Origin of the sequence: Vallitalea pronyensis (assembly GCF_018141445.1) — a bacterium.
GTDB classification, from domain to species: domain Bacteria; phylum Bacillota; class Clostridia; order Lachnospirales; family Vallitaleaceae; genus Vallitalea; species Vallitalea pronyensis.
In genome coordinates this window covers 1,654,644-1,666,658 of the sequence record NZ_CP058649.1, presented here as the reverse complement: position 1 = coordinate 1,666,658, position 12,015 = coordinate 1,654,644, and the positions used below count along the sequence as shown (strand labels likewise).

Sequence of the window (12,015 nt, the reverse complement as noted above, 5' to 3'; positions counted from 1 at the left end):
TCAAAGTTTTCATAGTAATTATTAGATGCTAAACCTGTAACTTATATAAATTTAGGGAGGGAATTAAACTTGATAATACCAATTCTATTATTTCTCATTGGCCTAATATTAATTGTAAAGGGAGGAGATTTATTTATTGACTCATCCATTAATATAGCCAGAGCATATCATCTACCTGAAATCTTTATCGGGGCTACAATAGTAAGTATAGCAACAACAGCTCCTGAAGTAATTGTCTCTGTCACAGCCGCCGCTAATGGCCATACTACCATGAGTATAGGTAATGCGATTGGATCTACAATATGTAATACAGGTCTAATCTTAGGTATCACTAATATTATAATGCCTAGTACTATCAAAGGGAAATTCTTTAAAATAAAATCTATTGTACTCTTACTTTTCTTTATCGTTATTTCTTTTTTTGCATATGATGGTTTAATCACTAAAGATGACTCATTAATGCTTATTATGCTTTTACTAGGATATATGATGTTAGATACTTTTATATTAAAATATAAAAGAAAGCAAACTTCTCAACACAACAGAGAAATATTTTGTTTTAGCAGAAAAATTAAAATACTATTATTTTTTGTTATCGGTATATTTAGTATCATAGGAGGATCTAATCTTCTTATTAACAATGGAGTACAGATAGCCGAATTTATTGGTGTTCCAGAGTCTGTTATCAGTCTGTCCCTGATCGCTTTTGGAACTTCTTTACCTGAATTAACAACTGCACTGACAGCTATGAAAAAAGGACACACATCATTATCTGCAGGAAATATAATAGGAGCTAATATTCTAAATATAACCTTTGTAATTGGAAGTTCAGGATTAGTATCTCCACTTACAATTGAAAAGCAAAACATCTTTTTAGATTTTCCAGTATCCTTTTTATTGATACTTGTTCTTACTCTTCCTTGTTTGTTTAAAAGTAAAATTAGTAGAATCCAAGCTATTATTTTATTGATTATATATGTTACATACATAACTATATTATATCGACTATACATATAACTCATACTCCGCTAATTTAACAAGTAATTTTACTAATTAAATGGAGTTTCAAATAATTATCCAGTGCCTCTATATTATTAGAGCAATATTTACCTATAGATAGTTCACTTGAAGTCCAATTGTCATAATACTGTTTCCACCCGTCTATTTGCTTTTGTTTACCCATATTAAAAGACCATCTTGAAATTTAATTTTATTAAATCACATTATTATCTATTATGCATATCATAATTGTGAGATTAGAGGAATTTTAATAAGGGGGATTATAATGACAGAAGCACTTTTAATAGCTATAGCTATTTGTATTGACTCTTTTGCATTAGGTATAACCTACGGTATTAAACAAATAAAAATATCAAAAACAGCTATTTTAATACTAAATCTAGTGACCATTAGTATTTTAGGAATATCTATTTACTCTGGTCAACTAGTTAGACAATTTATTTCAGAAAATACTTCTTCTTTGATAAGTTGTATTATATTAGTTAGCTTAGGCTCTTTTTTTATGATAGAGGGTTATATAAAATATAAAATCGAAAAGAAAGAAGACAATAGGTTAGCTAAATTTTATATACCTAAGCTAGGAATAATAATTGACATTGCTCTAGATTCTACCAAAGCAGATATGGATGTATCAGGGGATATAAATATAAAGGAAGCTTTATATTTAGGACTTATTTTATCAATTGATGCCCTTGGAGCAGGATTTGGGCTCTCTTTAGATGGTATTAATTATCTTTACTTTCTACCTTTAGTTTTTTCTTTTAACATTATATCTATATTATATGGTCACTACTTAGGAACTAAGATAGAAAGCTATAATACTAGTTTAAAAACTTCATTATTACCTGGTGGAATCTTAGTTTTTGTAGGTCTTCTGAAATGGATGTAGCTAAACAACTCATAAAGATATTAAGTATTATCCAACTTGTTTTTTCTTATTCCTACAACGACCTCCACATGTATCGACTCCGTTATAGGAATACACAATATCATCTTTTATTACCGTGTATTCCATTAGGCTACAGTACAATCCTTCTCTAATTGCAGACCTGTTTTAAAAATAAATGTTACTGAATAAGGATTTCTTATACCTGTCTCATCGACTTTTCCAATGATGACTTTGTCGATGACATTCTCGAATATTTCTCTATCAAATTTTTCTAGTAATTGATTTTCTTCTTCTTTGAGCTTTCCAATTTCAGATGTTGTACTATGATATTTTTCTTCATAAGTTTCTTTATTAATTATACCATCAATCTTTAATTCAACAAGCTTACTGAGCTTATTTTATAAATTATAGATGTCTTGATTTATCTTCTTTAACTTCTTAGTGAGATTACTTTGACCAAATCAAGATAAACTACCTGTTCATCATCCTTAGTAATATTGCTAACACTAAAAAAGGATAACACATTGACTGAATTATCAATCAATGTGTTATCCTCACTACCCTCTATGATTGTTTTTATAGAATACATTTTACCATCTTCCTGCTCTGTCTCTATTAGTTGTCTAAACTCATTTTGTAATTCTAGCATTACGCTTTGAATGGATACATCGTTATTATCATTATATAGACTAAAGAATATATAATCAGTCTACTAATTGCCTTCTCATCAAAGCATTATGAAGTTCCACACCTCTTATCAGTACTCTTTTTTTCTTAATAATACAAAAGCCAAACTTTTCAAAGAATCCTTCTGCTGCTAAGCTCACATCAGAGGTCAATTCAGGAATCCCTCTAATTTGAGCTTGATGAATAATATGAGTCATCAACGCTTTACCTATTCCCTTATTGGATTGGCCTCCTCTAACAAAAAAATGATCAATATAACCATTATCCTGCAAATCTGCATAGCCTAAAATCACACCGTTATCAATAGCAACAAAAGGATTAATCCCTCCAATTCGTGTTACCCACAAATCAAAATCCATATCAGATGGAGCCCACGCAACTAATTGCTTTTCATTATAGTAAGGCTTTGCATTCTTATGAACAGACGAAATAAAAATCTCCATTAACTCTAATTCTTCCCCTTTTCGATACTTTCTGATTACCATTCTGCTTCCTCCAAATTTCAATTGGCTCATATTAATAGTAGCTGAGAATTTAATATAACTTAAATATTTAAGATACTAAACAAACCCACTATATCTACGCATACATATCCCATTACCAAATAAGGTACTAGACCAAACTTACTATTATAACTCAACTTTTTATACATAAAGTATAACATATTTACAATTATTGCAAAAGCAAGTCTAAAAGAAGTTCCTATAACTCCTCCTGATATCCCTAAATAAAATGAACAAGCCCCCGCTAACTTGATTATTAATATCATCACATCTCGATCTCACCATCTAATAAATCTTCATCCCGCTTGGTTGTTTCATTAATGGTATTTTCAAGCTGGTTTAAAAATGAATAGTCGTTATAAAGCCATTCTGAGTATATCTGTGTTAACGGGTATTGTAGTTTATTAAGAATTTCAAGTTTTTATTCATCTAGCTCGGTATGTTGGAATAGCATGACTAACTCTTCTTTAATCGTTATCTCATAGGCTTTTTCAATAATTTCCTCTGGCTGTAATTTCGCTATTTTATCGAGTCTACTGTCAAGCTCATCTTGCATCTTTTTATAGACACTTTTTTTCACTTCCATTTCCATCACCTTGTACTTCATATTTTTTAATACCGTTGCTAGATTTCTACATGTTGTACTCTTTGCTGTTCCTCCTTTTTGACTTGCTACTGCTATGACTTTGCACTTTTTTAAAACTCCTTGCAATTAGCTGTTTTCTTTTTCTTTAAACGCAAAAAGACAGGATTTGATCGGTACAATCAAATCCTGTCTTTTATTTATTAACATGTCTATTTTTATTAAGTACGCACTGCAATGCAAATTTCAAGCTCAGAGGTAGACAATTTATTCTTAAAATCACGCCCATCTTTCACAAACTTAAAATCCTTCAAAGCCCTTGTAAATACTGCTACTTCGTAGATTTTACTCTTTGTATGATGGTGTCAAGTTAGGACAAATTTTTATTTTGCTCAATAATATCAATTAATACATTTCCTAACTCTTCATTAATTATTCTGATTAATGATTCTTCACTCCTATTAGCACCTAATATATCTATGCCTACGTACCAAACAATCTTATCGTCTATTATCATAAATTTATGTTTATTTTTACTGATCTGTATAATATCTAATCCTTTATTGCTACTACTCTTGGTGATAATATTTGCATTGATATTAGGTATACTAGAGTCTAATATTTTATCTTTTTCGATTAGTCCTTTCAATCGTGCAATTTCTTATCTTTTCTTATTTGTCCACTCATTTTCTTCTAGAAACACATCAAAATCATCTTTTTTATGTATCATTAAGCGATGTTGATTATACTTTTCATATTCTTTTAGAGCTAATCCCTTTGCTACAGCATGTGATATATTTCCTGCATTTGTTAAGATCTCACGTTCATTAAATCTTAGAAAGACATTCAATTTTTCTTCCCATTCCTTCATGTGCATTGGATTTCTTCTTTCTGCTTGATCTTCTGCATAATCTAAATACATTGTAACAATTCTATTCAAGGATTTTAATTCTTTTTCCGTTAGATAATTCTTAGCAACAGTAACATCAGTTTTTCTGATTTTTTTACCCTTCCACGTAGTTTAACCCATATTATCTTTTGATGCATCTGCCCTTGTTTCAATCAATTCAGCAGCAGTATGTCCATGAATTGCATAATGTAGTTTGTTCTGAACTGTTGCAAAGAAGGTTTTTGCTTCGTCTGATTTAGGATTATAGTCTATCGACAACGCATAAATATCTGTAATTTTCTTATAAAACCTCTTTTCAGAAGCTCTAATATCTCTAATGCGTTCAAGTAGTTCATCAAAATAATCATCGCCAATATTTTTCATGTCCTTCAATCGTTCATCATCTATTGTAAAACCCTTAACCAAATACTCATTTAATCTTTCTGTTGCCCATCTTCTAAACTGAGTACCTCTATTCGATCGAACTCTATAGCCTATAGCAATAATCATTTCAAGGTTATAAAATTTAACAGACCTTTTAACCTGTCTATTTCCTTCATTTTGAACTATTCGGTTTTCCCGAATAGTTCGTTCTTTTTCTAATTCTCCTTCATCATATATGTTCTTAATATGCTCATTAATAGTATTAATGCCTTTTTGATACAGCTCCGCAATGGCTTTTTGTGTCATCCACACCGTTTCGTCTTCTAGCCTAACATCAATCTTTGTTCTTCCATCTTCCATTTGGTAAATCAAAATATCCGTTTTATTCTCCATAGGATTACTCCTTTATTCAAAATCTATAATGTATATCTAGAATACGCTAACTCCTTTATTTACATTTTTATTATACTGCATAAATAGCACCTCAACCATATATTTTTATTATAATCACTTTAAAGATAAACATCCCACTATAATATTGTAAAATGGGACGTCTGTTTTATTGACTATATTTACTCAATTAATAATTTGTCCTAGTTTACCAGCACCTTGATTTTGTTCAGTTAGGACAAATTACAATTTTTGTATTCCTACAACGGTCTCCACATGCCTTGTCACGTCTAGAAAGGTAGTATTTATAAGAATTGACATGTTTTTTTATGTTTCCTTTACAGTCTATTTTTATAGGTTGAGATAGTAAAAAGAATATATTTCTTCTTTTAAATTACAAATGTGTATTAATAATACATTGAATACATATCTATTAATAATTTTTCAGCTTTACTCTCATCAGGATTATCAGGAAGCTTAGTTTTGCGTGCCGCTTCTCTGAATTTCACTTCATATTCATCTACCATTTTATAAATGTCTTTATAGCTGTATTTCCCTAAACGGATTGCCATCAATAAATCTTTTTCAGTTTTTCTATATGTTTTTATTCTACCTCTCTCTAATATCTCAATTCCTGTGATTAATAATCTTATTAAATGCATGGTAAGCGGCAAATATGCCCAAACCACCACCCGGCTCACCGGCGATGCCACCATCACCCCTGCCCCGGTCAAGCAGTACCATGACAAGCTGGGACGATTGGTCAAAGCAGAAACGGACCATCACGGCAAAACCTATCAAACCACCTACAACTATGATTACGTAGGAAACAAAACAGAAGGAAAGGATGCCAGAGCCTACGACGAAGGCTGGAGCGAGCCTACCGTCACTTATGAATATGACCATGCCAATCGGGTGGTGAAAGAAACCAACACGATGGGCCAATCCATCCATACCGTATACGATCCACTGGGCAGGGTCAAAAGCAAAACCGATTACAAGGGCAGCACCACCACCTATGGCTATGACAAGCTCGGCAGGCTACTCAAGGTGCAAGCGCCCGTTGCAGCAGGACAATTTGCCCTGACGAAATACGATTACGACAAAAACGGCAATCAAACCGCAGTCAAGCAGCAGTGCAATAAACCGGGACAGCCCGAAGCATGGCGCACCACCGGATACGGCTATGACAGCCGCAATCGGCTGGTCAAGGTGGTAAAAAACGATACCGATGGCAGCCAAAGCATTGCCCAATACCACTACGACGGAGCGGGCAACAAGACCAAGATGTTTACCGGACTCAGCGCAGCGCTGGATACGTCGTCCGAAACAGGCCAGGACACGGACTTTGCGGTCACAAGGTACGGCTACAACCACCTGAATCAAATGGTCTCCATGACCGACCCGTTGGGGCAATAGAGTAGAGCAATAATAGCTAGTATTACTGCCCTCTCATTGAACCGTACGTACGGGTCTCGTATACGGCTCTACAACTTATATTCCAACACTTCCTAGATAATATTGTAAAGGATTGAGCAAACATGCTCCGTCCTTTACTTTTGTTTCAAGTAATTTTGGACTTAATATAAAATTAACTATATTCATCCCACTTCTCTTGTACCATCCAAGTCTAGAATTTGCTACTTTAATAATAGCTTCATGATTAAACCCATTATTATATTTTCTATTTAGGTAGGACAAATTTTTATAGATTGTCTTAGGTTTCTTCCATTGTTTTATGAGAATAACCCTTATTTTATGCCTTAACCATCCTCCAAACTCTTCTATAAATCCTTTCATCATTCCAATTCTAAAGTAATTTATCCACCCAACAACCATTTGATTTACCCTCTTTATTGTTACTACTATTGAGCGCGATACTGCTTTACCTCTTTTTAAGTATTCGCTCATCTTTTTATATAAGGCTTTCTTCTTTTCTGTTGTTGGTTTTACTTTCCATTGTCCTCCATTTTTTAGAAATGTGAACCCTAGATATTTACTTCTAGTCGGTCTAACTACTTTTGATTTTGTCGCATTTACTTTAAGAAATAACTTTCTTTCAATCCAACCACTAATGGACTTCATGACTCGGTTTGCAGCCATTTCGCTTTTTGTGAATATGAGCACATCATCTGCGTATCTTACGAAACGCAGTCCTCGTTGCTCCAATTCTTTGTCTAACTTATCTAAATAGATGTTGGATAGTACAACGGATAACGGTCCACCCTGTGGAACTCCTGTCTTTGTTGCTTTTATTAGTCCTTGCTCCATTACTCCTGCTTTTAGATATTTACGAATTAGGTTTAATGTTGCACTGTCATTTACTTGCTCTCTAAGAATTTGAATTAATTTATCATGATTTACTTTATCAAAGAATTGTTCAATATCAATATCTATCACCCACTCATAATCATCATTTAAATAGACTAATGCTTGTCCTATTGCATCATGACAACTTCTGTTTGGTCGAAATCCATAACTGTATTCACTAAATATATCTTCGTAAATATCTGATATTGGCCCCGCTATTGCTTGTTGAATCGTTCTATCAAGGGCAGTTGGAATTCCCAATGGTCTCATTTTTCCGTTGCTTTTTGGTATATAAACTCTACGTACTGGTTTCGGAAAGTAGGTTCTATCCCTAATAGAATTTACTATATCATCTCTATTAGTCTTAATGTAGTTCCCTAGTTCCTCTACCGTTATACCATCAATCCCTCTTGCACCTTTATTTTCAACAACTTTCTTATACGCCCGATTTAAATTCTCTTTTGTCGTTATCATTTCAATTAATTTCATTGTTGTTACTCCTCTGTTTATTACAAAATTTATACACATCACCCCTCTAGATATAGATAATATCCCTCGGTTACGTTCCTACTTTTCTTATCCATCTGATTTCTGGCTTGTGTATTATTTTATTAATAACGATTTGTACTATAAATCGTTTCAGTCCTTCGGTTATTACACCTACTATGACTTCATCTGACTCCCTCCCTAAACCTTTTTCGACCATATCTTTTGATATGTGGGTAGGGTCTCCCAGGGTAAAACACTAATCTTTCATTCCACAACCTCTTGATTTACAACTTCGGTTTACGTTTACCTTTTGGGCTTAAGTTTGTCTTGCAACCTCACCCACCTAATCGCCTTATCAAGTTTCTGTTCGTAGGCTCAAGAATTTTGCTACACCACTTCCTTCATCTATACCATTACTGATACCAACTTGTGGTTCGCTACACTTGGCGGTAAATACCCGTGGCTAGACTTTCACTAGCTAGATTAGTGCCATGCCTGGCACACAAGCACAGCCTACCGGTATGAGGCAGGCAATGTCATAGCGCAAACGGACAGGATGGGCAATATCACCACCTATGCCTATGATGGACTCGGCAAGCTGCTCAATCAAAAAGTCACAAAAGACGGGCAGCCCCAAACCACTGCCTATACCTACGATATCGTGGGGAATCGGAAAACCATGACAGGTACGGCAGGAACAACGTCATATACCTACGATGACCTGAGCAGATTGGTGACAGAAACGAATCCGGGGAATATCACAAAAGCCTATACCTATGACGCGGCCAACAACCGCAAAACATTCGTTTTAAAACAAAACGGCGTAGAAAAGCAAAGCCTTTCCTATACCTATGACAAGCTGAACCGGCTGCAGGAAATCAAAGAAAACGGACAGACCGTCGCCACCTACGGGTATGACGACAACGGCAACCGGGAAAGCTTGACCTACAATGCCGGCGGCAGCAGCACGGCATACCAATATAACCTGGCCAACCAGCTGACGCAGATAACCAACCAAAAAGGACCGGCAGCAGTATCAAGATTTACCTATACCTATTACCCGGACGGCAACCGGGAAAGCAAAACAAACTTATCAGGAAAAAAACAAGCTACGGCTACGACGGACTGGGCAGGCTGAAAACCGTAGAAGATGCCGGAAATTTAACCACTTACGCCTATGACGATTACGGCAACCGGGAAACGATGACAATCACCGGACAGCCCACGGTCACCTATGCCTATGACCGGAACAACAGGCTGCTCACCGAAACAAAAGCCGCAGCAGATGCCACGGAAGTCACAAAATACGGCTACGACAACAACGGCAATCAATTATGGAAAGCCAAAGAGACCCTCAAGCCGGCTCCCGGAGGTGCCGCCAGCTTCAATGTCTACGTCGCAGGACAAACGCCGCGAGACGACATCGAACTCTTTGAATACGACGGCTTCAATCAACTGACTCAATCCATCGTAGGGGACAAGACCACCACCTACAGCTACAACGGAGATGGGCTAAGAATCACAAAGAACGTCAACGGTACAGTCACAAACCACGTATGGGATGGCAGCAGCATTGTGATGGAATTGAACAATGCAGGAAGCATCACAGCAGAGTACCTAAGAGGCATCAACCTCATTGCAGCAGATATGGCAGGAAACAGGAATTACTATCTGTACAACGGCCACGGTGATGTGATACAATTGACCCAAGCGGACGGAACGGTTATCAAAGATTACGACTATGATGCGTTTGGGAATGAGAAGAATGCTAACCCGGCAGATATTAACCCGTTTAGGTATTGTGGAGAGTATTTCGACCAAGAGACGGGGACGTATTACCTACGGGCTAGGTACTACAACCCTGGTGTGGGTAGGTTTATCACGGAAAATAGTTATTGGGGTAGCATGGATGACCCATTGAGTTTGAATCTGTATACCTACTGCAAGAACAATCCTGTAGCGTATATTGATCCGAGTGGACATTTTGCTTTAGCACCTTTAATTCCTGTCGCTGATGAAGCACTTAAAGCTGCAGTAATTTATGGCGGAGCAGCACTAGCAACAGGAATTGCAGCTAAAGAGGCGGGCGAATATTTAGGACCGTGTCTTGGGGATGGTTTAATCCTTGATCCTGCTGAACAACAGAGTGGAGTCTCAATGGCATCAATGCCCTATAGTGGTGAACCCTCAATAGGTTTGACTACGTTACCCTTAAAACCACAAACAGTTGAAGACAGTATTCGTTCAATTCCGTTGGAATTACAATCTCAAATGAAGATTCATGTGTTACCAATGGAAGCTCAGGATAATAATATGATTATTTATTCTGAGGGGCCGGGTAAGACTACATAAGATTATCAGCCTTTAAAAACTAAGAAAGTTAAAGATAATTAACAAAAAGGTATTGATGCTCAATGAAGTTAAAACAAATGCTTTGGGTACAAATAAGGGTATCACTTGATATGACTTATATGTTGACAAAGATACAGATCAACTATGGGTTTATAGAAAAGGTGAAAAAGGTGAAGGTATCCCTACTGGTGAGTTTATTAAATAGAGGAGGTTTTAATTTCTTGGATAAAACAAATATTAGAGTTGATTTAGAATAGTAGGAAATTAATTTGAGCCTAAGAAATAACAACAGAATTATTAATATCACCTTCTTTTGCATGGAAAAAAGGAGAAAAATTCATAAGACGTATAAGTACAGGATATGAAGAATCCTATGATATTAGTATTCAACTAGTTTCTGTTATTGTTTCAATATTTAAAGGAATTTAAAAAAGAGAGATTAATACTTGAAGCATCTATGTTGCTACTCAAATTTATAAACATATTAAAATATGTTATCTAATAACTGATAATACTTTTGTAAAAAGAAAAATACGTTAAAAGGGATTATGCTCTAGATATGTTAAGAAAACCAAATGATGAAGTTGAGCTAAAAAATTTTTTAGAAACTAGTAATGAATGTTCCAAACACTAGTTAAGCGAGTGTAAATTTCTTGATAAGTATAAGTGTTGCATTGTTTAATATAATAGGAGTTGAGAGTTTGATAATGATAAAACAAATAATTAGAATAAACGAAAAAACATTAGTAATTGATGATACGAAATACAAAAGAGTTAGAAATCTTGGGAGAGGTAAATCTGGTTATGTAGATTTATATGAGTCAAATGGTGAACTTATTGCAGTTAAATTTTATGAATATGAAACGGATGATCCTAAGATTAATCCAATTCCAGAAGAGGAGATACTAAGCTATGAAGTCTCGGTGTATGAAGAATTAGTAAAGCTTGATATACCTTTAGCTCAGCTTTTAGGATATGATTCAAAATTAAAAATATTAGTCAAAGAATATATTAATGGATCAAATATTATTGATTTAGTGGCTGAAAACAAAATAGATGATGATATTTGGAAAAAAATATTTAAAATATCGAAAACGTAACTGAAAAAGGGAAAAATATAGACTATTTTCCAGCAAATTTTATTTTAAGAGATGGAAGTTTAGTTTATGTAGATTATGAATTAGAAGACTTCGACTCGGAATGGAGTTTTGAAGATTGGGCAATTTTTTATTGGATCAATGGAGAAGGGATTAGAAAATTTTTAGAAACAGGAAACGGTGACTTTATTAATAAACCTGGAATATTTAGACCTTATGATGACATTAGATTTCAAAAGAAGAGGAATATAATTTTAAATAACCATAAGTAATTATAGCTTATAGTTTAATAGGTAGAAATGAGAGTATAAGCATTTTTGTGTAAACCTCCTATGAGTAAATCGTGAATAGGTTGTTTATATTTTAGAAGTAATAACAACATCTATTTTCACACATGATAAATAGGCTGTCAACAGATGTTG

General features: G+C 34.7%; 13 protein-coding genes and 1 pseudogene. 7 read left to right on the top strand and 7 right to left on the bottom strand.

The window, feature by feature from the left end:
- The first annotated feature begins 69 nt into the window (after positions 1-69).
- Both HZI73_RS07030 and ytaF read left to right on the top strand, forming a co-directional pair.
- Positions 70-1,017, top strand: a complete 948-nt coding sequence (locus HZI73_RS07030) for a calcium/sodium antiporter (protein ID WP_212697544.1) — start codon at positions 70-72, stop codon at positions 1,015-1,017.
- Positions 1,018-1,207: 190 nt separating this feature from the next.
- Positions 1,208-1,909 (top strand): sporulation membrane protein YtaF, encoded by a 702-nt coding sequence (gene ytaF, locus HZI73_RS07025; RefSeq protein ID WP_330619755.1) that lies wholly within the window; start codon positions 1,208-1,210, stop codon positions 1,907-1,909.
- 430 nt (positions 1,910-2,339) lie between these two features.
- Here ytaF and HZI73_RS07020 read toward each other — a convergent pair whose 3' ends face one another.
- The 6 genes and pseudogenes from HZI73_RS07020 to HZI73_RS06990 all read right to left on the bottom strand — a co-directional run bounded on the left by HZI73_RS07020 (position 2,340) and on the right by HZI73_RS06990 (position 6,007).
- On the bottom strand, positions 2,340-2,558 hold the full coding sequence (locus tag HZI73_RS07020; RefSeq protein ID WP_212697542.1) for a hypothetical protein: 219 nt from the start codon (positions 2,556-2,558) through the stop codon (positions 2,340-2,342).
- Positions 2,559-2,613: 55 nt separating this feature from the next.
- Complete coding sequence (locus HZI73_RS07015; protein ID WP_212697541.1) at positions 2,614-3,081, bottom strand: GNAT family N-acetyltransferase; 468 nt, start codon at positions 3,079-3,081, stop codon at positions 2,614-2,616.
- 439 nt (positions 3,082-3,520) lie between these two features.
- Positions 3,521-3,811 (bottom strand): DUF3848 domain-containing protein, encoded by a 291-nt coding sequence (locus tag HZI73_RS07010; RefSeq protein ID WP_212697540.1) that lies wholly within the window; start codon positions 3,809-3,811, stop codon positions 3,521-3,523.
- A 241-nt stretch (positions 3,812-4,052) separates the two neighbouring features.
- Entirely contained in the window at positions 4,053-4,331 is a 279-nt protein-coding gene (locus HZI73_RS07005) for a phospholipase D-like domain-containing protein (protein WP_212697539.1), read from the bottom strand.
- A gap of 12 nt (positions 4,332-4,343) precedes the next feature.
- Positions 4,344-5,261 (bottom strand): annotated as a pseudogene (locus tag HZI73_RS26515) (virulence RhuM family protein).
- Between the two features lie 491 nt (positions 5,262-5,752).
- Positions 5,753-6,007: a hypothetical protein gene (locus tag HZI73_RS06990; RefSeq protein WP_212697537.1), complete on the bottom strand. Its 255-nt coding sequence runs from the start codon at positions 6,005-6,007 to the stop codon at positions 5,753-5,755.
- Here HZI73_RS06990 and HZI73_RS06985 point away from each other — a divergent pair.
- Positions 6,006-6,764 carry an RHS repeat domain-containing protein gene (locus HZI73_RS06985; protein ID WP_212697536.1) on the top strand — a complete coding sequence of 253 codons (759 nt, stop codon included), beginning with the start codon at positions 6,006-6,008 and terminating at the stop codon, positions 6,762-6,764. The two genes, HZI73_RS06990 and HZI73_RS06985, sit on opposite strands and share 2 nt — an antisense overlap.
- 75 nt (positions 6,765-6,839) lie before the next feature.
- On the opposite strand, the gene ltrA is transcribed toward HZI73_RS06985, so the two are convergent.
- Positions 6,840-8,144, bottom strand: a complete 1,305-nt coding sequence (gene ltrA / locus HZI73_RS06980) for a group II intron reverse transcriptase/maturase (protein ID WP_212697535.1) — start codon at positions 8,142-8,144, stop codon at positions 6,840-6,842.
- A 556-nt stretch (positions 8,145-8,700) separates the two neighbouring features.
- Between ltrA and HZI73_RS06975 the strand changes: the two genes are divergently transcribed.
- From HZI73_RS06975 to HZI73_RS06960, 4 genes are all read left to right on the top strand, one after another.
- Positions 8,701-9,282 (top strand): RHS repeat protein, encoded by a 582-nt coding sequence (locus tag HZI73_RS06975; protein WP_212697534.1) that lies wholly within the window; start codon positions 8,701-8,703, stop codon positions 9,280-9,282.
- A 65-nt stretch (positions 9,283-9,347) separates the two neighbouring features.
- Positions 9,348-10,496 carry an RHS repeat domain-containing protein gene (locus tag HZI73_RS06970; protein WP_212697533.1) on the top strand — a complete coding sequence of 383 codons (1,149 nt, stop codon included), beginning with the start codon at positions 9,348-9,350 and terminating at the stop codon, positions 10,494-10,496.
- Between the two features lie 62 nt (positions 10,497-10,558).
- Positions 10,559-10,753 (top strand): hypothetical protein, encoded by a 195-nt coding sequence (locus tag HZI73_RS26935; protein ID WP_246552380.1) that lies wholly within the window; start codon positions 10,559-10,561, stop codon positions 10,751-10,753.
- Between the two features lie 444 nt (positions 10,754-11,197).
- On the top strand, positions 11,198-11,596 hold the full coding sequence (locus HZI73_RS06960) for a hypothetical protein (protein WP_212697532.1): 399 nt from the start codon (positions 11,198-11,200) through the stop codon (positions 11,594-11,596).
- Positions 11,597-12,015: the final 419 nt, after the last annotated feature.

What these genes read in the sequence shown, in the direction of transcription:
- HZI73_RS07020 (WP_212697542.1), bottom strand. Translation starts at nt 2,558, where the DNA reads ATGCTAGAATTACAAAATGAGTTTAGACAACTAATAGAGACAGAGCAG.
- HZI73_RS07015 (WP_212697541.1), bottom strand. Translation starts at nt 3,081, where the DNA reads ATGGTAATCAGAAAGTATCGAAAAGGGGAAGAATTAGAGTTAATGGAG.
- HZI73_RS06985 (WP_212697536.1), top strand. Translation starts at nt 6,006, where the DNA reads ATGGTAAGCGGCAAATATGCCCAAACCACCACCCGGCTCACCGGCGAT.
- HZI73_RS06990 (WP_212697537.1), bottom strand. Translation starts at nt 6,007, where the DNA reads ATGCATTTAATAAGATTATTAATCACAGGAATTGAGATATTAGAGAGA.
- ltrA (WP_212697535.1), bottom strand. Translation starts at nt 8,144, where the DNA reads ATGAAATTAATTGAAATGATAACGACAAAAGAGAATTTAAATCGGGCG.
- HZI73_RS06975 (WP_212697534.1), top strand. Translation starts at nt 8,701, where the DNA reads ATGGGCAATATCACCACCTATGCCTATGATGGACTCGGCAAGCTGCTC.
- HZI73_RS06970 (WP_212697533.1), top strand. Translation starts at nt 9,348, where the DNA reads ATGACAATCACCGGACAGCCCACGGTCACCTATGCCTATGACCGGAAC.
- HZI73_RS26935 (WP_246552380.1), top strand. Translation starts at nt 10,559, where the DNA reads ATGAAGTTAAAACAAATGCTTTGGGTACAAATAAGGGTATCACTTGAT.